We start from the raw sequence: 22,313 nt of genomic DNA, 5'->3' as shown, positions 1-22,313 counted from the left end.
GAGGTAGTTTACTTGGAAGCCGGTTTTAAAGATACGATTGATGTTCGAAAAGGGGAAGAACTTAATCATGATGCTTTGATAGCATTTATCCGGGAAAATATCACAGAGGTTCCGGATGGCAAGTTGGAAATCGAGCAATTCGGTGCAGGCCATTCCAATTTAACGTATTTATTGCGGATTGAGGCGTGGGAAGCTGTACTGCGCAGACCGCCGCTTGGCCCTGTTGCACCAAAGGCACATGATATGGAGCGGGAATATACGGTTTTATCAGGTTTAAACCCGTCATTTCCAACCGCACCAAAGCCGTACATTTTTTCCGATGATACAAGCATTGTCGGGAGTCCATTTTTTATTATGGAGCGAAGAAAAGGTATTGTGCTTGATACGGAATTACCAGAGGGAATAGCGTATGAAAAGATGCTGGGTCGCAAAATTTCGCAACTCATGGTGGACAAATTAGTGGAACTGCATCAAATTGATTACACGAAAACCAGTCTTGTAAACATCGCTAAGCCGGATGGGTTTATGGAACGGCAGGTCAAAGGCTGGATTAAGCGGTACGATCATTCAAAAACGGATGATGTCCAGGGTGTTGATGAGTTAACAAAGTGGCTTGTGAATAATATTCCCAATTCACCGGCACCTGCCATTATCCATTATGATTATAAACTGAATAATGCCATGTTTACAGAAGATTTCAGTGAGATGAATGGATTGTTTGATTGGGAAATGACAACCGTCGGGGACCCATTGGCAGATCTTGGGGCAGCTATGAGCTATTGGATTGAAGCGGACGATCCGGAGCTGCTGAAAAAAGGACTTGGCAAACCACCGGTAACCGTGATGGATGGTTTTTTTACCCGCTCGGAATTCATCGAGGATTACGCAAAGAAGAGTGGCCGAGATGTATCAACGATTCACTTTTACCTGACATTTGCGTATTTTAAGCTTGCAGTGATTTGTCAGCAAATCTATTACAGGTATAAAAAAGGGCAGACAAGTGATCCAAGATTTGCCCACTTTAATAAATTTGTTGCGAATTTAATTAACTATGCATTGCATACTGCCAAAGGTGTGTGATGGATGGTGAAGGTTCATCTCCTTTGGAAAAAGGAAGAAATAAATGACGAGCAAATGGATGCGGATAAAATTGCTGTAGTTTTCGATGTGCTTCTGGCATCTTCAACGATTACAGCGTGCCTGGCATATGGGGCTAAACAGGTGACTCCTGTCCTTAATGAAGCAGAAGCATTAAGGGAAGCCGACAATTTTGAAAAGGAAGATGTTTGTCTGGTTGGTGAATATGACGGGATTACGATAAAGGGGTTTTTGGATCCCCTTCCATTAACGCTTAAGAATCATGTGGCTGATAGACCGGTAGTCCTGTCAACAACGAATGGTACGGTGGCAATTCGAAAAGCAGCATCTGCCAAAAAAGTGTACATTGCTTCACTGTTAAATGGCGATGCTGTAGCCGGTAGGATTGTTGAAACATATGACAGCGAAACGATAGTCGCCGTTTGCTCCGGATCGAAAAATCAATTTTGTATCGAGGATTTCTATGGAGCAGGTTACTTTATCGAACAACTGGTGAATACCTATGGAGATGATGTTGACTTAACCGATAGTGCATTAGCTGCAAAATTGTTTTATGAAAATATGTCTGAAGAGGCATTGAATGTGCTTAGTCATTCAAGCGTAGGTAAGATGATGGAGCATTATGGATTGGATAAAGATGTGGAGTTTGTTGGAAGAAAAGGTGTTTTTTCCGTTGTTCCTCGTTTAGTTAACAATAAAATAATTGTTATGGATGAAGCAAAAAAACCCGTTAAGGAGGCTGATGAAACAAATGAAGGCAGTACAATTTAAAGAATATGGCGGTCCGGATGTACTGGAAGTTATTGATACGGACGTCCCTGTTGTTAAAGCTGACGAAGTATTAATGGAAATGAAAGCTATTGGTGTAAATTATGCAGACACTGCACGAAGGGAGGGTCAATATGTGGTGCCGACTGAACTTCCATTTACCCCGGGGGCAGAAGTTGCCGGCGTTATCAGTGAAGTTGGTGTAAATGTAAAGGATGTAAAGAAGGGTATGCGTGTTGTTGCATTAATTGAATCTGGGGGTTATGCCGAATATGCAGCAGTTCCGGTGAAAGCTTTAATTCCTGTTCCGGATGAGGTGTCATTTGAAAAAGCAGTCGCACTGCCGCTGCAGGGATTGAGTGCCTATCACATCTTAAAGACGATGGGACGATTGGACAAAGGAGAGACTGTTCTGGTCCATGCGGCTGCAGGTGGTGTTGGATTGCTGGCCGTCCAGCTTGCAAAATTGTTTGGTGCAGGAAAAGTAATTGCTACCGCCAGCACCTCGGAAAAACTGACTTTTGCTAAAGAAATGGGTGCCGATCATACGGTGAATTACACTGAAGATGGCTGGGAAGCACAAATACGTGAATTGACGGATGGAAAGGGGGTTGATGTCGCACTGGAAATGGTTGGTGGAGATGTATTTCATAAGACAGTTAAGTGTCTGGCAGCATTTGGCCGCTTGGTTATTTACGGGGCAGCGAGCGGTGAACAGACGAAATTTTACCCATCATCATTAATGAAGCGCAACCAATCCGTTGTTGGGTTTTTCCTGCCGCAAATCATGCGAAAGCCCGTCCTTTTCCAAAACAGCTTACGTGAACTTTTGGCGTTTGTGGAAAAAGGAGAACTCGAACTCACGGTAGGCGGAACGTACCCATTGACTGAGGCTGCCGATGTACATGCATTGTTGCAGGGACGGAAAACGAAAGGGAAGATTGTTTTGATTCCGTAGTTTTATTTTTGGAGGTTATGAATACCGTCCGATGTAAGCGTTATCAATCGAAGGGGAGGAAGAGAAATGAATAAAACATGGTTAAAGCATTACCCGGAACATATAAAGACGGAACTGGAAATACCAAACGATTCAGTCCCAGATATGTTAAGGAAATCAATTGCAACGTATGGGGATCGTCCAGCACTTTACTTTTACGGTCATGAAATTACTTATAAGGAGCTTGGTGTACAAACAGGAGCTTTCGCTGCTTCACTTCAACAAGATGGACTGAGTAAGGGAGACCGAGTAGCGCTCATGCTTCCGAACTGCCCGCAATATGTTATCAGCCACCATGGAACGTTGCAGGCTGGTGGAACAGTTACCCAAGTCAATCCGATGCTTGTCGGGAAAGAACTCGAACATATCCTAACCGATTCAGGTGCAGAAACAATTGTCATTTATGAACCGTTACTTCCTGTATTAAATCAGATTATTGATAAAACGGCCGTTAAACGTGTCATTAAGGTGAATCTGGAAGGGCGTGGAACGGACGATGGCCTGGCTACGGAATTTGCCGCCTTTATGAAACAGGCTCAAAGACCGCCTGAACCCGTTGATATAAACCCTGATGAAGATGTGGCAGTGCTGCAGTATACCGGAGGAACTACCGGCCGTTCCAAGGGGGTTATGCTCACACACCGAAACATACTTACAAATACGTTGCAGGTATACGAATATTTTAAAGATGAAATACAGCTCGGAAAAGACCGTTATCTAACAGTCATCCCACTATTTCATGTATTTGGTATGACATCCTGCATGAATCTCTCTATTTACACCGGATCATTAAGCATAATGTTGCCGAAATTTGAGCTGGAGGAAGTCCTGCAAACGATAAAAGACTTGAAGCCTACCTCATTCCCTGGAGTACCGACAATGTATGTCGCATTAACAAGCCATCCAAAAGCAGAACAATACGGGATTGACAGTATTCGCATTTGTAACAGCGGGAGTGCACCAATGCCTGGAGAATTGCTTCGTTCGTTTGAACAAAAAACCGGTGCAAAAATTCTTGAGGGCTATGGGCTTTCTGAAAGTGCACCAGTTACACACTGCAACCCATTTTTTGCAGAAAGAAAGCCTGGAAGTATCGGTATTGGTATTCCATCAACTGAATACAAAGTTGTTGATCTGGAAGAAGGAACGCGGGAACTCCCTGCTGGAGAAACAGGTGAACTGATCATCAAAGGCCCACAGGTTATGAAAGGTTATTGGAATATGCCGGAAGAGACAGCTCATGCTCTCAGGGATGGCTGGCTTTATACTGGAGACATTGCCCGGGTGGATGAAGATGGATATGCCTATATTATTGACCGCAAAAAGGACCTGATTATTGCGAGTGGTTACAATGTTTACCCGCGTGATGTGGAAGAAGTTATTTATGAACATCCAGCCGTTCAGGAAGCAGTTGTTGTGGGAGTTCCCGATCCATATCGTGGAGAAACGGTTAAAGCGGTCGTCGTACTAAAAGATGGTAAGCAGTGTGATGAAGAAGAACTAATTGCATATTGCCGGGAGAATATGGCTTCCTACAAAGTCCCAAGAGTTGTTCAATTCAGGGAAGAGCTCCCTAAAACAAATGTAGGAAAGATCCTGCGACGGGCAATTAGGGAAGAAAGTGTACAGAAGTAAATAGTTATAGAGGCTGGGGGAAAAGTGTTTTATCAAAGGAAAATTCGAAGTAACCGGAAAAAGGGTGCATATAACCGCTCCGGAAATATACTTCGCTTTCACACCTCCGGGTACCAAGGCGACATCTGCTCAAGAAGTACGTTTTCGCAGTGTCTTCTTAGCCGCGGGCGGCTGTTGAGCCCTCCTCGTGCTCGTCGTGTTGCAAGTGATTTCGGAGTAGTAGCACTCCTTGCAAAAAAGATTGCTATCGCACTCGGTGGTCTCACCTAGGCCTCTCTTCCCGCAGAAGTCTACGTATATTTCCTCCGCTCAATTCGTGCATTTTCGTCTTTTGTGTTACAAGTTATTCGTTTTGTCCCAGCCTCTTCCTAAATCAAACAAACATACCAACCGGTTGGTTAGATAAGGAAGGAGATTACAAAATGACAATAGAAAAAATACATAAAGTTGCAGTTATAGGCTCAGGTTCGATGGGTCATCAAATCGCAATGCTATCTGCAATCGGCGGGTTTGAAACCACCCTGCAGGATATTCAGGAAAATGCGCTGACTAAGGCAAAGGAACAATTGGAAGGTCATATGGCTAAATGGGTTAAAAAAGAAAAAATCGCTGCCGAAAAGAAAGATGCCGCTTTTGCCAGACTGCAGACGACAACCAGCCTGGAAGCAGCTGTTAAGGATGCCGATTTAGTCATTGAGGCTGTAGTGGAAAAACTGGATGTAAAGCGGGAAGTGTTTTCCAAATTAGAGGAACTTGCACCCAGAAAGGCAATTTTGGCAACAAACAGCTCAACCATTGTCAATTCAAAACTTGCTGATGTTACTACAAGACCTGACAAAGTGTTGAATATGCATTTTTTCTTTCCTCCACTTGTAATGGATTGTGTGGAAGTAGTGAAAAGTGAACAAACGTCAGAAGAAACAGCACAAATCGCAATGGATTTTTGTGAACGGATTGGTCGTACAGGGGTGCTATTAGAAAAAGAGATTTACGGTTTTATTGCAAATCGACTATTATTTGCGATTTCAGAAGAAGCACTTCACTTATACGAAGAAGGATATGCGGATTTTGAGGCAATTGATTTAATTACCAAGAAAGCATTACGACATCCGATTGGCCCATTTGAATTAATGGATCTGTCCGGAATTGATGTCGGCTATTACGCAAACCTCCAGCTTTACCAGGAAACAGGTGATCCAAAAGATAAACCTGCTAAATCGGTTGAGGAAAAAGTGAAGGCCGGTCACCTGGGACGAAAAACTGGTAAGGGATGGTACGACTATACGTAAGGTCGATGATTTTACTCATCGCATAAAGATTTGAGCATTAATATGGCTGTGGGATCAGAAAGAAAAATCTATACGAAATAGACTTAATAATAGAGAAGGAGTGAAAAGTTTGGCACATATAAAGACCGGAAACTATGGCGGTTCATACCTGGTTAATCAGATAACTGCAGACGAAGCATTTTTCCCGGAAGATTTGACCGAAGAACATAAAATGATTCAAAAAACAGCACAGCAATTTTCCACCAAAGAGGTAGAACCACGTCACAAGGAGATTGAGGCACAACACTTTGATGTTGTTGCTGACTTAATGAAACAAGCGGGAGACCTTGGGTTGCTTGCCCATAGTATCCCAGAGGAATTTGGCGGCTTAGGTCTTGATAAAATCAGTAAAGGCATTGTTGGGGAACAGGTTGGACGAACAGGAAGCTATGGTGTAGCACACTCCAACCATACATGTATCGCAACACTTCCGATCACGTATTACGGCACAACGGAGCAAAAACAAAAATACCTTCCTAAATTGGCGAGCGGAGAATACATTGGTGCGTATTGTTTAACAGAACCCGATGCAGGATCTGATGCAATGTCCGGCAAAACAACTGCTGTTTTAAATAACGAAAAAACACACTACCTTTTAAATGGTACGAAAATATATATTACCAACGCTACCTTTTCTGATACATTTATTGTCTATGCAAAGGTGGACGGGGAACATTACACTGCATTTATTGTTGAGAAAAACTTTCCAGGACTAAAACTGGGTCCGGAAGAAAAGAAAATGGGGATTAAAGGGTCGTCAACACGATCTGTTATTTTAGAGGATTGTGAAGTACCTGTTGAAAACCTGCTGGGGGAAATTGGAAGAGGGCATATTATTGCTTTTACTGTATTGAATCTTGGGCGTTTTAACCTTGGTTCTGCATGTGTTGGCGCAGCAAAATATGCACTAAAGGAAACAGTTAACCATATTAAGGAACGTAAACAGTTTGGACAGGCACTTGCTGATTTTGGTGCATCCAAAGAGAAGGCAGCAAAGATGGCTGCACGAATTTATGCTTCGGAATCCATGCAATATCGAACGTCTGCTTTATTGGAAGAGGCATTGAACGGACTTGATCAGGAAGCGGATAAACGTGTTGTTGCAGCTGGATTATCAGAATACGCCCTTGAATGTGCAGCGTGTAAAGTATACGGTTCGGAGACATTGGATTACTTAGTTGATGAAGGACTTCAACTTCATGGTGGGGCTGGATTTATTAACGAGTATCGAGTTGAACAAATGTACCGGGATTCAAGAATCAATCGTATATTTGAAGGAACCAATGAAGTAAACCGCCTTCTTTTGACAGGTCAATTTTTGAAAAAGGCCCTGAAAGGTGAATTGTCTTATGAAGAAGCTGTAACGAAAGCCTTTCAACGATTGGAAAAAAATAACTACGGGGCTGACAAACAACTGGAACTGGTAAAGGATTTCCGGGCTATCTATCTTGTTTTAGTTGAACTGGCCCGCAAAAAATTCGGAAAGCAACTGGATGCACAACAGGAAATTCTAATGAAGCTATCAGATTTGGCAATTCATTTATTTGCTTCAGAGTCTGTATTGCTTCGTACTAAAAAGGAAATCGACGCACAAGGTGAAGCCCCATTAAAAGCGATGTTGATGGAAACCTCGCTTGAGGAGGCTTTTAACCAAGTGCTTATTATTGTGAGACAGTTGGATCAGGAGCTGTTTGAAACGAAAGAGGCAATTAGAGAACAGGTTTACACGAAGTTAATGTCACATTCGTTCGCTGGTTCCATAAACAGGAACAGGGATATTGCGCTTAACGTATATGAAAAAGGTATGTATAGCAGCTAGTTTTTCGTAGTAAAGGGGCTGGGACATAACAAAAAAGTGTTACCAAAAGACGAACAATGAACGGAATTCCCGGAGCGGTTTTATGCTCCATTTTCAATATGTTCGGATTTTGTTATTGATAAAATACTTTTGTCCCAGCCTCTTTCTGCTGGAAAGCTACCGGCGGAAAGAAATCTTATGTACCTTCTCATGGATGACAATCCCTTCCCGAATTTCACCTATTCCATATCTTTAGGGATAGTAGTTCAGGCAAATTTGTGTAGGATAGAATAATTTATCGTATAGATAGTCAAATGAGAGGGGGGAATAAGATTGCCACAGCGAAGAAACAGAGGAACCCGATTTTGTATATTTCCCGGCTATAAATATTGCGGCCCCGGATGCAGTGGTCCCGGTGCACCGATTGACGATCTGGACGCGGCCTGTAAAGCGCATGATGATTGTTATCGCAGATTTGGACCATCATGTGAATGTGACCAGCTATTTCTTCAACGTATTGGACCAATGATCAACCCACATACGAAAAAAGGAAGAAAGGCAAGACTGATGTACAACTATATGAAAATGCAGACATTCTTTACCTGCAATTTTTAAAAATAAGGTGTCACCCAAAAACGCTTGATGGCCTAGCATATCAATTCATATTCAAGCGTTTTTGTATTAGCTGACATTTCTCATTTTGGCGGACTTATTTTCCGTTATTAACTGAAAACACACCGAAATTAATGGCTTCACGGACATGTATTCCGTTATTATCATAATTCACTTCGAAAAGTATTGGTTTTTGGATGACTAGCGGAACAAATGTCCGCGAATAGCGAAAAAACACTCCATTTGCCGCAAATAACGGAATATATGTCCACTTCAAACGGCCGGATCCACCTTGTTCCATGAAAAAACGTCATTCATGCATGTGCAAAAAAAATCAGTATGATAGTATTAGAGTAAAAATAAGGAGGTTATCAAATGGGGGCATTACAAGGAGACATGATGGAATGTCGTGACGAAGTACTGGATTTAACAAAAAGACTTGTCGGTATCCAAAGTATTGTTAATACGGAAGGTGAAAAGGTAATTGCCCATTCGTTGTATACATTGCTTGCATCTTTTCCTTATTTTACATCGAATCCGGAACACGTGACCATTGAACAAACGACAAACGATGAACGCGAGCGGTACAATGTACTGGCTTTTGTCAAAGGGACAAAGACCGCGAGTAATCGGACCGTTATCTTAATGGGGCACATGGATACGGTCGGGGTTGATGATTTTAATCAATTGCATGAGTATGCATTTAAGCCGGATGAATGGATGGATATGTTGAAAGAGGAGGATATACCTGCATCTGTGAGCAAGCAGCTGCAATCCGGTGACTGGCTCTTCGGCAGGGGTGCCCTCGATATGAAAAGCGGGCTTGCCAGTAATATCTATCTGCTGAAATATTATGCGGAACATCCCGAGGAATTGGAGGGTAATCTTGTACTTGTCGCCGAGTGTGATGAAGAGGACGGATCACATGGTATCCTGTCCGCGCTAAAAACATTGAAAAGATGGAAAGAGGAACACCATTTTGATTATGTTGCTGCTGTGAACAGTGATTTTGTCGCACCAAGGTCCGAAGAAGATGAGAATCGTTATGTATATAAGGGAGCGGCCGGAAAACTCCTCCCGTCTTTTTTGATAACCGGTGAGGAAACACATGTCGGGGATGCATTTGACGGGCTTGATCCGAATTTTATTGCGGCTGAATTAACCAGGCAAATCAGTTATAATCCGGAACTCTGTAATGAAGCACACGGAGAAATAACGGTTCCTCCCGTCGCTTTAAAGCAAGCAGATTTGAAGCCGTCCTATACAGTCCAAACGGCATTATCCGCATATGTGTATTACAATTTCTTTATCCATTCCTGGTCGCCGAAAGAGGTTTTGGAAAAATTGAAGATTCATGCACATATTGCGTTTACAAATGCACTTGCCACATTTAAAGAAAGATACCGGGCATTTTGTGACATTAGCAATCAGCCTTATAAAGAAATACCTTGGCAGCCGCGTGTATTCCTATATGAAGAAATGGAACAAATGCTGATTGAAGCGCATGGTGATTCATTTATTCAGCATATGGATGAATTTAAGCAGGATCTGTTAAATGATGACACATTGGATACCCGAATGTTTGCAGCCCGGGTTGTCGAAGAAGCATGGAAATGGATGGAGGATAAAAGCCCGGCCATCTTTGTGTTCTATTCATCTTTGTATTCACCACGAATTGAATTATCCGGAGAGACGGAGAATGAACAGATTCTGATGGATGCTCTTGAACATGCGGTTAAACATATTCAGCCGAACTATGAACACCCAATTGCTGTTCGTAACTTTTTCCCATATATTTCGGATGCCAGTTTTATGGCGTTAAGTGATGATGATGCAGGAATTGCAGCGATTGAAAATAATAATCCTGGATGGGGCACCAAGCATTATGTGGACTATCAGGACATCCGTGATATCGATGTGCCGGTGATTAATATTGGGCCATATGGGATGGATGGACATAAGCGTCTGGAACGTGTGGAAATGACCTATTCCTTTGAAATTGTGCCGAATATGACGAATATGGTAATTCAAAGGGTGCTGCATGGAATGTCAGACAAATAATGCTTTGAACTATGATCTGCAAAGATTGGTGACAGTATCAGACTTTTCTAATGGAAAAGCCGCACTTCTAACAAAAGAATTGCGGCTTCACAACTTGTCACTTTTCAGCTCTTTCGTCATCCTTTAACTTCATTCCAATAAACTTCTCTTCAGTCATATCCTCAACGGCATATTTTACACCTTCTTTTCCGATGCCGCTTTGTTTCACACCGCCATACGGATGGTTGTCCTGGCGATAGGTGGAAATTTCGTTGATCCATACGCCGCCCATCTCCAGTTCATCCGCAACGCGAAGTGCCCGGTCCAGGTTTTTCGTAAATACACCTGCCTGCAGACCGTAAATGGAATCATTCGAATATCCGATTACCTCATCCTCGGTTTCAAACGGGATGACGGATACAATCGGTGCAAATACTTCGTCAGCAATAATTTTCATGTTTTTATCAACGTTCGTCATAATGGTCGGCGTTAAGATCGTTCCTTTCTGTTCACCTCCCGCGGATACTTTTGCACCGTTTTCCACTGCATCATCAATCCATTCCTTGGCGCGTTCTGCTTCTTTTTCGCTGATCATAGGTCCGATGTCAGTGTCCTCGTCTGCCGGGTTTCCGACCTTAAGTTCATTTGTCTGTTTAATATAGAGTTTCAAAAATTCATCATAGATGCTTTTTTGAACATAAATTCGCTGAGCGGAAATACAAACCTGTCCGGAAAACGCAAAAGCGCCTTTCACTAATAGTTTTACCGCCTGTTCAACGTTAGCATCGTCAAATAAAATATTTGGTGAGTTGGAACCAAGCTCAAGTGTGACTTTTTTAAACCCGGCATTTTTAACGATGGACTTGCCAACCGGTAAACTGCCGGTAAAAGAAATTTTGTGTATTTTATCATGTGTGACCATCGCCTCCCCGATTTCGCCGGTGCCCATAACAAGGTTCAGCACACCATCAGGAAGACCTGCTTCGGTGAACAGCTTTGTCAGCATGTGAGCGGAAACCGGAGTTTTTTCGGCCGGTTTGAAAATAACTGTATTTCCCGCGGCAATCGCCGGTGCGAGTTTGTGCAGTGACAGATTTAAAGGAAAATTAAATGGGGTAATGGCTCCTACTACACCCAAGGAAACTCTTTTCACCAAGCCCAGTCGTCCTTCACCGCCGATTGCTGCATCCATTGGTACTACTTCGCCTGATATGTGTTTTGCTTGTTCTGATGCGAAGCGGAGCACCTGAATGGCTCGTCCGACTTCACCCCGGCTGAAAGAAATTGGTTTTCCGGCCTCTTGCATAATTGCCTGGGCAAAGTCTTCGGTCCGTTCCTCCAGTAAATCCGCCGTTTTGCGCAGAATATCCGAACGCTCGTGAGCTGTCATCTCTTTCATTGTATCATGGTAAGCTGAAAACGAATTATCGATAGCCTCCTCGAGAACATCCTGAGAAGCGAGTGCAATTTCGGCTACTCGTTCTCCGTTGTATGGATTACTGACATCCATAGTATCCTGGCTGTCGGTGCGTTCCTGGCCATTAATGATGGATCCTAACATGTTTTATACTCCTTTCCGCTAACAAATAATTTCTCCCAGTTTTTCGGTCAGTTTCATGTTCTCGCTGTAGTCAACCGGACAATCAATGAATACCGGTTTGTTCATCTCAATTGCTTTTTCAAGAGCAGGCTTTAATTCTTCAGCCGCCGTCAGCTGCATTGCTTCAAATCCATATGACGTGGCAAGCTGCTTGAAGTCAGGGTTACCAAACTTGATATACGAAGCACGGTCAAACTTCTTTAATTGATGCCATTCAATCAGTCCATAGCCATCGTCTCGCCACATTAAAACAATGATGGGCAGGTTCATCCTCACTGCTGTTTCGAGTTCAGCTCCGGTCATTTGAAAAGAACCATCCCCGCAAACAGCAACGACATTACGGTCCGGATGGGCCATTTTTGCTGCGATTGCACTTGGAACCGCAACCCCCATCGAGGCAAGACCATTGGAAATCAGGCACGTATCCGGTTCATAACAATGATACATCCTCGCCATCCACATTTTATGCGCCCCAACGTCGGAAATGGCAATATCTTTCTCACCAAGGACAGACCGCAAATCTGCAACAATTTTTTGCGGTTTGATTGGAAAACTGGCATCATCCTTAAATTCATTAAATTCGTCCAATGCCTGTTTTCTGACACCGGCAATCCAGTCCTTGGTATTGTCCCGGGATTCCACGGCTTCACTTAATTGCTGAAGGTTTGCTTTAAGATCACCGAGAACATTTAGTGCGACAGGATAATGTGCATCCGTTTCAGCTTCTTCCGTGTCAATGTGAAGAATCGGCGTTTTGCTGTCAGGATTCCAATCTTTTGGTGAATATTCCGCCATATCAAATCCGATCGTAATAATCAAATCGGAGCTGTCAAAACCACACGTAATGTAGTCCTGACCACCTATCCCTGCTGTCAATAGACTCAGCTCATTTTTCCAGGAAATGGCTCCTTTTCCCATAAATGAATGCACAATAGGAAGTTTGCTTTTATCGATAAAGGATCGCATTTCCTGTAATGCCCCTTGTCTAGTAATACCATCACCGGCGAGAACGATGGGGTGCTTGGCATTTTTGATCAACTCGGCCGCCTTACTGATGATTTCTTTTTTTGCCTCGGTATGCGGTCTTTCAGCCACCTTTAACGGACTCCCGTCAACTTCCATGCCGGCTACGTCTTCCGGCAAATCAATATGTGTTGCCCCCCATTTGGCCTGTCCGGCTACCTGAAATGCCTTTCTGACAACTTCCGGGGTGATTTTGCCGTTTTTGATTTGTGCATTCCATTTTGTTACAGGTTCATACATATTGACCAAGTCATAGTATTGATGTGACGTTTTATGCTGACGTTCCAAGCCGGCCTGTCCGGTAATTGCCACGAGTGGGCAGTGGTCCATATTGGCATTGGCAACACCAGTCATGAGGTTTGTTGCCCCGGGACCCAATGTAGCCAAACAGACGCCGGGTTTGCCGGTTAATTTTCCGTAAGTTCCAGCCATAAATGCGGCGCTTGTTTCATGTCTTGTTACGATAAAATCAATAGATGAATCATAGAGGGCATCGATCATATCGATATTTTCCTCACCGGGAACCCCGAAAATATATTCAACCCCTTCATTTTCCATGCATTTCACGAGTAATTCCGCTACATTCATTAACATCCACCCTTTTTATTTCATTTGTTCTAGTTTTTGTTAAGAGGTGATTTATTATTAGTACAAAAAAAGATTTTTAGACGCTAAGCAGTTTTGAGCGGATGATTATATCTGCTTATTTTCACATAGTTATTTTGTTCTAATTTTGCAGATACCAGTTTAGTATCTGGTCATAAGGGCAAATAGTGGATATCAACTGTTAAAGGAGGTACCTGAAAATGCGTTCGTTAACATTTGGTATCAGTTTGATGTTATTATTCTTCGTTTTTATCCCTGTTGTACAAGCAGATAACGGTAAGACCTATGAAGTAGGAGCGAATCATCTGAATGTCAGAACAGCACCGTCACACAGTGCAGCGATTATTGGACAGTTGAACGATGGTGATAAAATTGAAGTATTTCAGAAGGCTTTTGGATGGGTGCAGACCTATTATGGCGGACAGGAAGCATGGGTAGCATCACAGTTCCTGTACCCGGCAGATACTAGTCAAAAAAACACCGGTTCATCGACTATTTCCAAGTCAACACCGGAAAAAATCACGGTAACCGCAACCGAAGTCCGAATACGTACTGGCCCGGGAACCAATCATGAAATCATCGGCTACACTTCCAAAGGAGATACATACAACTTGGTAAAGTCAACAAACAATTGGAATAATGTAGTGCTTGGTAATGGGTCGACCGGCTGGATTGCCGGATGGCTTACAGGTTACAGCACCGGGAAAAGTAATCCGCCTGAAGCCAACACAAATTCCGGCAGCAATAACGATGCGCAGCCGCAAACCACAAGTGCCAATGGAGCATTGGAGGGGTATAACATTGTCCTTGACCCTGGACATGGCGGAATGGATCCAGGCGCAATCGGCATCGGAGGTGTTTTTGAAAAAAACGTTATCATGAATACAGTAGATAACGTTGCCCAAAATTTGCGTGCAGCAGGTGCAACGGTAATCTTAACCCGTGACAGCGATTATTTTCTTACACTTGAAGAAAGGGTGGAATTGAGTAATGTATACAATACACATGCATTTGTCAGTCTCCACTACAACGCCTGCCCAATTATGGGAATTAACGGTGTAAGCACACATTTTCACACAGGCGGGGAAGATCGCCAGCTGGCAACAAACCTTCAGGCTGCACTGGAACAAAATATTTCACTGTACAGTCGTGGCATCATGCAAAGCGATTATCACGTACTTCGTGAGAACAGTGAACCTGCCGTACTGGTCGAATTAGGATTTATTACAAACCCAAATGATCTGGCAGCGGCACAAACAAACTCCTATCAAGACAATGTGGCGGATGGCATTGTGCAGGGTTTGAAGAATTATTTTGATGAGTAAGTGGAAAACTGCCCATCTGATAGTAAGTAGTTCAGTTTTAATAACATGACAAAGAGGCTGGGACAAAACAAAAAGTGTTGCCAAAAGGCTCACCAGCCGTCCCCGAATTGGTACCCGGAGGTGTGAAAGCGAAGTATATTCCCGAAGCGGTTTTATACACCCTTTCCAATATGTTCGGATTTTAATTTTGGTAAAACACTTTTGTCCCAGCCCCTTTTCATTTTTATTTCTTCCGTACAGGAATCCAAACTTCACTATAAGCGTAATCTTTATTATTCTCATCCATTTCAGTAAAAGAAAAACTAGGAGCATTGATTACCTCATAATCGGAAGAAGGTAGCCATTCTGAATATGTTTTTGCCATTGTTTCTTGTAACGTAGATGGAAATGGTCCTTCATTTGGAAATACTGCCCAGGTACAGGCTTCGACCGGCACTTTATCTAATCGGTCATTTACTTCATTTGCAGTTGTCAAAACACCAATCAAGTGAGTTAAATCTCTTTCCTCTTTTAAGAAGTTAGCGTCAGCATCATAAGAAGCATTAACGATTTTCTTTGGCTCTATATTTTGAAGAGCATGCATTTCTTCTTTTTTCTTCGTCCGTTATGCTTTCTGCAAGTTTTACAATTTCGTTATTAACACCTTCAAATTGCATGGGAACACGTCTGCTTATGCCGGCTAAACAGTTTGAGTGAAAATATCCTCCTTGAGCTGTTATATATACGAGGCTGGTGTAAAGGACAAAAGAGTGCGAAAACATTGATGAAAAGTGGTTCATCGGGGTTATGAAGGACAAAAGGAAGTGAAAACATTGATGAAAAGTGGTTCATCGGGGTTATGAAGGACAAAAGGAAGCGAAAACATCAATGAAATGTCCTTCATTAGGGATACGAAAGGAAAAAAACGGAAACCTCACTAAAATATTTTACCGTTAATTCAAAGTCAACCTTAGTAGTGTATCTTTGACCTCCCTAATTCCTATAAGGCATATGTGTTCATTTTTACGCTGCGAAAGTTGAATTAAAATATATCGAATTAAACGAAAGAAGGTTTTCGTTCTAATCCACGTGCATTTCAATTTTTAACACGTTAATGAATCAAAGAAGAGGTAAACTTCTCGGCATCATAAAACGTACTGGTGCATAGGCTATATTAATCAGGCACTGGATGGAGGAATGACATGGATATTCTCAACAAAGTGAAGCATCATCGTGAGGAAGAACAGCGTCTGAAATGGGAAGGTACGTTTGACGAGTATTTGGAAATTGTGAAAGAGCGCCCCGAAGTTGCCCAAACAGCCCATTCTCGCGTTTATAATATGATTAAGAGCTCCGGATTATCGGAAAAAGACGGAAAAAAAATGTATGATTTCTTTGGCGAAGAAATATTTGGGCTTGAAGATGCAATCGAGCGGCTGATTGAGGAGTATTTTCATCCTGCAGCAAAGCGGCTTGATGTCCGTAAACGAATTTTATTGTTGATGGGGCCTGTCAGTGGCGGGAAATCAACAATTGTCACCATGCTGAAGCGTGGGCTCGAGAAATTTTCCAGAACCGATGAAGGTGCGGTTTATGCTATTAAAGGCTGTCCAATGCATGAGGATCCACTGCACTTGATTCCACAGCATTTGCGTGAGGACTTTTATAATGAATACGGCATTCGGATTGAAGGGAACTTATCACCGCTAAATTCAATGCGGCTTGAGAAGGAATATGACGGAAGGATTGAAGATGTAAAAGTCGAACGGATTTTTCTCAATGAAGATAAACGAGTCGGCATTGGAACGTTCAGTCCATCTGATCCAAAGTCACAGGATATTGCTGACTTAACAGGAAGTATCGACTTCTCAACAATCGCTGAATACGGTTCGGAGTCGGATCCGCGCGCATACCGCTTTGATGGTGAACTGAACAAGGCAAATCGCGGGATGATGGAATTTCAGGAAATGCTGAAATGTGATGAGAAGTTTTTATGGCATCTTCTGTCGTTAACACAGGAGGGCAACTTCAAAGCTGGAAGGTTTGCGTTAATCAGTGCTGATGAGCTGATCGTCGCGCACACGAACGAGGCGGAGTACCGTTCATTTATTTCCAATCAAAAAAATGAGGCACTCCATTCACGAATTATCGTCATGCCAATTCCGTATAACCTGAAAGTCAGTGAGGAAGAACGAATTTATCAAAAGATGATTAAGGAAAGTGATATGGCACATGTCCATATCGCCCCGCATGCACTGAGAGTTGCAGCGATTTTTTCCATTCTGACACGGCTAAAGGAATCCAAAAAACAAAGCGTCGACATCGTTAAAAAGATGCGACTGTATGACGGTGACAGTGTGGAAGGATATAATCAGGTTGACGTTGATGAATTAAGAAATGAATTCCCTGAAGAAGGGATGAACGGAATTGACCCGCGGTATGTCATCAACCGGATTTCATCCACAATCATTCGCAAGGAAGTTCCGTCAATTAATGCCCTTGATGTACTGCGGTCATTGAAGGATGGGCTTGACCAGCATCCATCCATTTCAGAGGAAGACAAAGAGGACTATATGAATTATATCTCTGTCGCGCGAAAAGAATACGATGAAATCGCTAAGAAAGAAGTTCAAAAGGCATTCGTGTACTCGTATGAGGAATCAGCGAAAACATTAATGGATAACTATCTTGATAATGTGGAAGCGTTTTGCAACAAAAATAAATTGAAAGACCCGCTAACAGGTGAAGAAATGCATCCGGATGAAAAGCTGATGCGTTCTATTGAGGAACAGATCGGCATCTCGGAAAATGCCAAGAAAGCGTTCAGGGAGGAAATCCTGATTCGTATTTCCGCTTACGCCAGGAAAGGAAAACGGTTTGACTATAATTCACACGAACGGCTAAGGGAAGCAATTCAGAAAAAGCTGTTTGCCGACTTAAAAGATGTCGTCAAAATAACAACCACATCAAAAACGCCGGACGAATCACAGCTTAAGAAAATTAACGAAGTGATCGCCAGGCTGATTGATGAATATGGCTACAACTCCGTTTCAGCCAATGAATTGCTGCGGTATGTGGGAAGTCTGTTGAATCGGTAAAATAAGGGTAAAAAAACAAGACTGATTACGGTCTTGTTTTTTTAAAACAGAACTTGTTTTATTACGATTGCATATGATAAATAAATCGCGTGAAACGTGCAATAATGCATGAGTCGCGCAACACGGCAGTTAACCTGCGCGATATTATCAAAACTCGCGCAATATCGTCGTTAGCTCGCGCAATAAGGCGGCAAACTCGCGCAACACAACCGCTGACTCGCGCAATACAGCGATAGCACGCTCGATAAAACCATACAGGAGGGGAAGCGCATGAAGGAAGCGAAAGAAAACTTTGTTGTCTCAAAGGAAAATTGGTCCCTCCATCGTAAAGGATATCAAGATCAAAAGCGTCACATGGACAAAATAAAGGAAGCAATTAAAAATAACCTGCCCGATTTAATCAGTGAAGAAAATATTATCATGTCGAACGGCCGGGATGTTATTAAAATCCCTATCCGTTCGCTGGATGAATACAAAATCCGCTACAATTACAATAAATCAAAACATGTCGGGCAGGGTGATGGTGACAGTGAGGTTGGTGACGTGATTGCACGTGACCCGAGTGGAGGAGAGCAAGGTAAGAGCGGCCAGGGTGAAGGAAAGCAGGCCGGAGATCAGGCAGGTGAGGATTACTTTGAAAAAGAGGTTTCACTTGCTGAGCTGGAGGAAGCACTTTTCAGAGAACTGGAACTGCCCAACCTGGAACAAAAAGAGCAGGCTGAGATTACAACAGAAAAAGTGGAGTTCAATGATGTCCGCAAAAAAGGGCTTATGGGCAACATTGATAAAAAGCGAACCATCTTAACAGCCCTGAAACGAAATGCAACTGAAGGGAACCCTGGCATTACACCCATCTATAATGATGATCTGCGCTTCAAAACGTGGAATGATATCATCAAGCCGGATTCCAAGGCAGTTATTCTTGCCATGATGGATACGAGCGCGTCGATGGGAACCTTTGAAAAATATCTGGCCAGAAGTTTTTTCTTCTGGATGATGCGATTTTTACGTTCCAAATATGAATCAGTCGAAATTGCTTTTATCGCACATCATACCGAAGCGAAAGTCGTCACCGAGGAGGAGTTTTTTTCAAAAGGAGAAAGCGGCGGTACAATTTGTTCATCGGCATATAACCAGGCGTTGGAGCTTATCGAAGGAAAATACGATCCCGTTCGTTATAATATTTATCCTTTTCATTTTTCAGACGGCGAAAATATTACATCAGATAATCCGAGATGCATCAAACTGGTTAATGAGATTATGGATGTCTCCAATATGTTTGGCTATGCCGAGGTAAATATGTATAACCGGCAGTCCACATTGATGCGGGCATACAGGGAGCTTGAAAACGAAAAGTTCCGGCATTATATTTTGAAAGGGAAGCAAGATGTGTACCACGCGTTGAAGCGATTTTTTGCAAAAGAGACCGCGGCAGTTTGAATCGTTCAAATCAGGCGGACATATATTCCGCTATCCAATGATAAAACACTATTTTCAGGCTGTTCGCAGACATCTGTTCCGTTATCAATCAAAAAGTGAATCAATTTGCTGCAGATTTAATCAATTAAAGGAAAATATGTCCTCCAAAACATGAAATAAGGGTTATTTCAGACAAATAGCGGAAAATATGTCCAGCCTAAACGGGAAGTACTATAAAAACGCTTGAAGTTCAAGCGTTTTTATATGCCCGGATTATACCAGTTCAATCTTATAAACTCCCCTTGATGTACTCAGCAAAAAGCGCGTTCCATCAAATTCATATAATGACGAGTCCTCGAGCGGTATTTCGTATAATTGCGAAGGGAGCGGCTGCGGGTCATTTGCATCCGTCTGCATATTTCCGAAGCCGTTCAGCTGTAATTCATGCATCGGTTCATAATCATCAAGTCTTCTTGTGTTTGTTTCATAAGAAATATGTTGTAAATCCATTAATGTTTCGTCAAGATCATCAAGTTCAAATTTTGTAATTTTAATCGTCTGCCCGCTCCACTGATTTAACAGCTCATTAAACTCCTCAATTGATAAAAATTGCACATCCAAGATCAATCCCTCCTTCATTTAGATTCTCCTTAATGCGTTCAATCATACAGAATAATCAGTGGAAAAAATTCTCGCCATACCTTGTATTACGACGTGCATCGTATTACAATATTAAAGAGGTGATCATAATGGATCGTGAAATTATGAAGGGAAGCATTGATATATTATTGCTGAACCTGCTTGCGGGAAAAGATATGTACGGTTACGAGATGGTAAAAGTATTGAAGGAGAAAAGTGACCAGTTGTACAACATGGGGGAAGGAACACTGTATCCCGCTTTAAAACGAATGGAAAAGAAGAAATGGCTGAGCTCTTACTGGACCGAAACAGCAAATGGCAGAAGGAAGTATTATCAAATAACCGATGAAGGGACAGCAATTCTGGAAAAGAAACGGAGAGAATGGAATGCCATTCATCATCTGATTTCGAAAACGTCGGGGGATATCTCATGAAACGGATGGAGAAGTATGTTCAGCAGGCACTTGAACAAATGCAAAGTCCGTCTGATGAACGCAAATCCTTAAGAGAAGAGCTGCTCAGCCATTTACACGAGGCTAAAAATAAATACATAAGCGACGGTTTATCGGAAAAACAGGCAGAGGAACGGGCATTGGACGATTTCGGGAATGCTTATTTTATCGGACGCGAATTACAGGAATCGATGTATCCGTTTCAACGCGGCCTGCTGTATGCAATCGGCATCGCGACCATTTTATTTGGTGTTATTTTTTATCTAAGTTCACTGATTAATTTTAATGAGTCACTGCCGGTCTGGCTCGTGATTCAACTTCTGTCGGGAACTATCGTAAGTTTGGCCGCGATTAATATTTCAAAAGTGGGCAGTCACTTTTATCTGGTAAATTTAATCGTATTCGCCAATGTAATCTGGAATGGTATTAATTTGGCGCTGACCCAAAGCGCAACCCAGTGGCAGGCTATATTATTCAGTCTGTACTTAGTAATCCTGGTCGGAATGGGGCTGGTTTTTGTTTTTCGAAACTCGTACTATTCCACCGATCAGGTTAAACATGATCAAAAAAATCAGCTGACGATTAAACTCGGCTATATCGTCAATTTGTTATACGGCGTTGTTATCATTTGTCTCGGTTTGTTTTACGCATGGGGATTTCTCGCCTTTGTCGGGGTAGGCTGGCCGGTTGCCATGCCGTTTATTCCTGTTGTCGCCTGGGTGATTTTTTACCGGTATCAAATGGCCTATATCGCAAAAAAACCACTGTTATCAATGGGAACCGGGCTTTTGTTCTCCGTTGCTTCAGTTGTTTTGACGTTTAGCGTGTTTTTTATTTTCGCATAATGCAGTGGGGGTAAGGAAATGACATTAAAAAAGAAAAATAGCAGTTTTATCACCGGAATCGTATTGTTGTTTTTCGTGCTGTGGGGATCTAGTATGTTTGTCGAAGGTTCCGGCGGTTTTACCGGCTTCGGTCAGACGACAGATTTATCGGGAGATGATGAAACTCTCGCGTTCTCCTACTATCATGGTGATGATGCCTCACTATATACGGTACCGGTCACAGGTGGAACAGCGGAGCCATTGGCAGTACCTGAAGAGGGAAAATCCTTTATCAATCCGAAATTCTCACCGGATGATCAAAATGTCGCCTTTGTTAAAGAGTGGACGGAAGAAGAGCAGCGCTATGGGCAGTTAATGATAGTGGACCGGAAAACGGGACAAATAACAGCGTTAACCGATTCTGATGGCCTGGTCACGGATGCTGCTTTTTCACCTGATGGACAATCGCTCTTTTTCCTGAAGGCTTCGGTTTATAAAAACTATTCCAGCATTGCTTCAAAAAGACCGCATGATTATGATGTATATCATTATAATTTGAAAACAGGAGCAACCGAACAAATAACATATAAAAATGCCTACCATATGTCAGATTTGACTGTGACACCGGACGGTAAGCAGCTGATGTACCGGACTTATCGAAATACCGATCAGATTATTTTTCATTCATTGGAAGACGGGACAACAGAAAAGTCAATGGTACCAAATGGTGATTTCGCTTCAAATGCGCCGATTATTTCATCCCCTGAACTGTCCCCGGATGGCAATAAAATCGTTTTTTCTGATGTAGCAACGAAGGATAAGAATGGTACATTTATATATGAAGGTTTCTTGATGGATCGTGATACAGCACAAGCGGAGCAGATTACATCATTTCATGAGCATGTTTCCAGCCCAGTCTTTTTAAGCAACGGCAAAAAGTTAATCGTAACAGTGAATACACAATTTGCTCAGCGTAATCCTGAATATCATTATTGGCAGATTAGTCTGGAAGGAGATAAGCGTGAGCGAGTGGACATAAAAATACCAGAGGGAAAATAATCCCATCTGATAT

The 22,313-nt window shown here is 42.5% G+C and carries 19 protein-coding genes; 14 read left to right on the top strand and 5 right to left on the bottom strand.

Annotated elements, in window-relative coordinates; translation table 11 throughout:
* Positions 1-12: 12 nt before the first annotated feature.
* The 7 genes from G6R02_RS16520 (at position 13) to G6R02_RS16490 (ending at position 8,239) form a co-directional block, all read left to right on the top strand.
* Positions 13-1,080, top strand: a complete 1,068-nt coding sequence (locus G6R02_RS16520) for a phosphotransferase family protein (protein WP_164670504.1) — start codon at positions 13-15, stop codon at positions 1,078-1,080.
* 3 nt (positions 1,081-1,083) lie between these two features.
* Positions 1,084-1,869 (top strand): 2-phosphosulfolactate phosphatase, encoded by a 786-nt coding sequence (locus G6R02_RS16515; protein WP_164670503.1) that lies wholly within the window; start codon positions 1,084-1,086, stop codon positions 1,867-1,869.
* A complete protein-coding gene (locus tag G6R02_RS16510) occupies positions 1,850-2,824 on the top strand; it encodes a quinone oxidoreductase family protein (protein ID WP_164670502.1) in 975 nt (324 codons plus the stop codon). Before G6R02_RS16515 ends, G6R02_RS16510 begins: the two co-directional genes overlap by 20 nt.
* A 66-nt stretch (positions 2,825-2,890) precedes the next feature.
* Complete coding sequence (locus tag G6R02_RS16505) at positions 2,891-4,498, top strand: long-chain-fatty-acid--CoA ligase (protein WP_164670501.1); 1,608 nt, start codon at positions 2,891-2,893, stop codon at positions 4,496-4,498.
* A 422-nt stretch (positions 4,499-4,920) separates the two neighbouring features.
* Positions 4,921-5,787 (top strand): 3-hydroxyacyl-CoA dehydrogenase family protein, encoded by an 867-nt coding sequence (locus G6R02_RS16500; RefSeq protein ID WP_164670500.1) that lies wholly within the window; start codon positions 4,921-4,923, stop codon positions 5,785-5,787.
* 109 nt (positions 5,788-5,896) lie between these two features.
* A complete protein-coding gene (locus G6R02_RS16495) occupies positions 5,897-7,645 on the top strand; it encodes an acyl-CoA dehydrogenase family protein (protein ID WP_164670499.1) in 1,749 nt (582 codons plus the stop codon).
* Positions 7,646-7,957: 312 nt separating this feature from the next.
* Complete coding sequence (locus tag G6R02_RS16490) at positions 7,958-8,239, top strand: phospholipase A2 family protein (protein WP_164670498.1); 282 nt, start codon at positions 7,958-7,960, stop codon at positions 8,237-8,239.
* Between the two features lie 94 nt (positions 8,240-8,333).
* Here G6R02_RS16490 and G6R02_RS16485 read toward each other — a convergent pair whose 3' ends face one another.
* The gene (locus G6R02_RS16485) at positions 8,334-8,537 is read right to left on the bottom strand and encodes a hypothetical protein (protein WP_205520243.1); all 204 of its coding nucleotides are present in this window, start codon (positions 8,535-8,537) and stop codon (positions 8,334-8,336) included.
* A 95-nt stretch (positions 8,538-8,632) separates the two neighbouring features.
* Between G6R02_RS16485 and G6R02_RS16480 the strand changes: the two genes are divergently transcribed.
* Complete coding sequence (locus tag G6R02_RS16480; RefSeq protein WP_164671097.1) at positions 8,633-10,297, top strand: M20/M25/M40 family metallo-hydrolase; 1,665 nt, start codon at positions 8,633-8,635, stop codon at positions 10,295-10,297.
* A gap of 97 nt (positions 10,298-10,394) precedes the next feature.
* On the opposite strand, the gene G6R02_RS16475 is transcribed toward G6R02_RS16480, so the two are convergent.
* Both G6R02_RS16475 and G6R02_RS16470 read right to left on the bottom strand, forming a co-directional pair.
* Positions 10,395-11,837 carry an aldehyde dehydrogenase family protein gene (locus G6R02_RS16475; protein ID WP_164670496.1) on the bottom strand — a complete coding sequence of 481 codons (1,443 nt, stop codon included), beginning with the start codon at positions 11,835-11,837 and terminating at the stop codon, positions 10,395-10,397.
* An 18-nt stretch (positions 11,838-11,855) separates the two neighbouring features.
* Positions 11,856-13,487, bottom strand: coding sequence for an acetolactate synthase large subunit (locus tag G6R02_RS16470; RefSeq protein WP_164670495.1), 1,632 nt, complete (start codon positions 13,485-13,487; stop codon positions 11,856-11,858).
* A gap of 218 nt (positions 13,488-13,705) precedes the next feature.
* Here G6R02_RS16470 and G6R02_RS16465 point away from each other — a divergent pair, with 218 nt between their 5' ends.
* Positions 13,706-14,830, top strand: a complete 1,125-nt coding sequence (locus G6R02_RS16465; protein WP_164670494.1) for an N-acetylmuramoyl-L-alanine amidase family protein — start codon at positions 13,706-13,708, stop codon at positions 14,828-14,830.
* Positions 14,831-15,053: 223 nt separating this feature from the next.
* On the opposite strand, the gene G6R02_RS16460 is transcribed toward G6R02_RS16465, so the two are convergent.
* Complete coding sequence (locus G6R02_RS16460; protein WP_246202638.1) at positions 15,054-15,413, bottom strand: GyrI-like domain-containing protein; 360 nt, start codon at positions 15,411-15,413, stop codon at positions 15,054-15,056.
* A 598-nt stretch (positions 15,414-16,011) separates the two neighbouring features.
* Here G6R02_RS16460 and G6R02_RS16455 point away from each other — a divergent pair.
* A complete protein-coding gene (locus G6R02_RS16455; protein ID WP_164670493.1) occupies positions 16,012-17,907 on the top strand; it encodes a PrkA family serine protein kinase in 1,896 nt (631 codons plus the stop codon).
* Between the two features lie 270 nt (positions 17,908-18,177).
* Positions 18,178-19,347: a sporulation protein YhbH gene (yhbH, locus tag G6R02_RS16450; RefSeq protein WP_164670492.1), complete on the top strand. Its 1,170-nt coding sequence runs from the start codon at positions 18,178-18,180 to the stop codon at positions 19,345-19,347.
* 252 nt (positions 19,348-19,599) lie between these two features.
* Here the strand turns inward: yhbH and ymzB are convergent, their stop codons facing one another.
* On the bottom strand, positions 19,600-19,941 hold the full coding sequence (gene ymzB, locus G6R02_RS16445) for a protein YmzB (protein ID WP_246202682.1): 342 nt from the start codon (positions 19,939-19,941) through the stop codon (positions 19,600-19,602).
* A 134-nt stretch (positions 19,942-20,075) separates the two neighbouring features.
* Between ymzB and G6R02_RS16440 the strand changes: the two genes are divergently transcribed.
* Genes G6R02_RS16440 through G6R02_RS16430 form a run of 3 tightly spaced genes read left to right on the top strand, consistent with a single transcriptional unit; the run spans position 20,076 to position 22,300 of the window.
* Positions 20,076-20,399, top strand: a complete 324-nt coding sequence (locus tag G6R02_RS16440; RefSeq protein WP_164670490.1) for a PadR family transcriptional regulator — start codon at positions 20,076-20,078, stop codon at positions 20,397-20,399.
* Positions 20,396-21,262, top strand: coding sequence for a permease prefix domain 1-containing protein (locus G6R02_RS16435; protein ID WP_164670489.1), 867 nt, complete (start codon positions 20,396-20,398; stop codon positions 21,260-21,262). The genes G6R02_RS16440 and G6R02_RS16435 overlap by 4 nt, the downstream gene beginning before the upstream one ends.
* 18 nt (positions 21,263-21,280) lie before the next feature.
* Positions 21,281-22,300 (top strand): TolB-like translocation protein, encoded by a 1,020-nt coding sequence (locus tag G6R02_RS16430; RefSeq protein WP_164670488.1) that lies wholly within the window; start codon positions 21,281-21,283, stop codon positions 22,298-22,300.
* Positions 22,301-22,313: the final 13 nt, after the last annotated feature.

Source organism: Virgibacillus doumboii (genome assembly GCF_902806455.1).
GTDB lineage: Bacteria > Bacillota > Bacilli > Bacillales > Amphibacillaceae > Lentibacillus > Lentibacillus doumboii.
The sequence above is the reverse complement of the archived record's forward strand: the minus strand, read 5'-3'. Positions and strand labels throughout refer to the sequence as shown.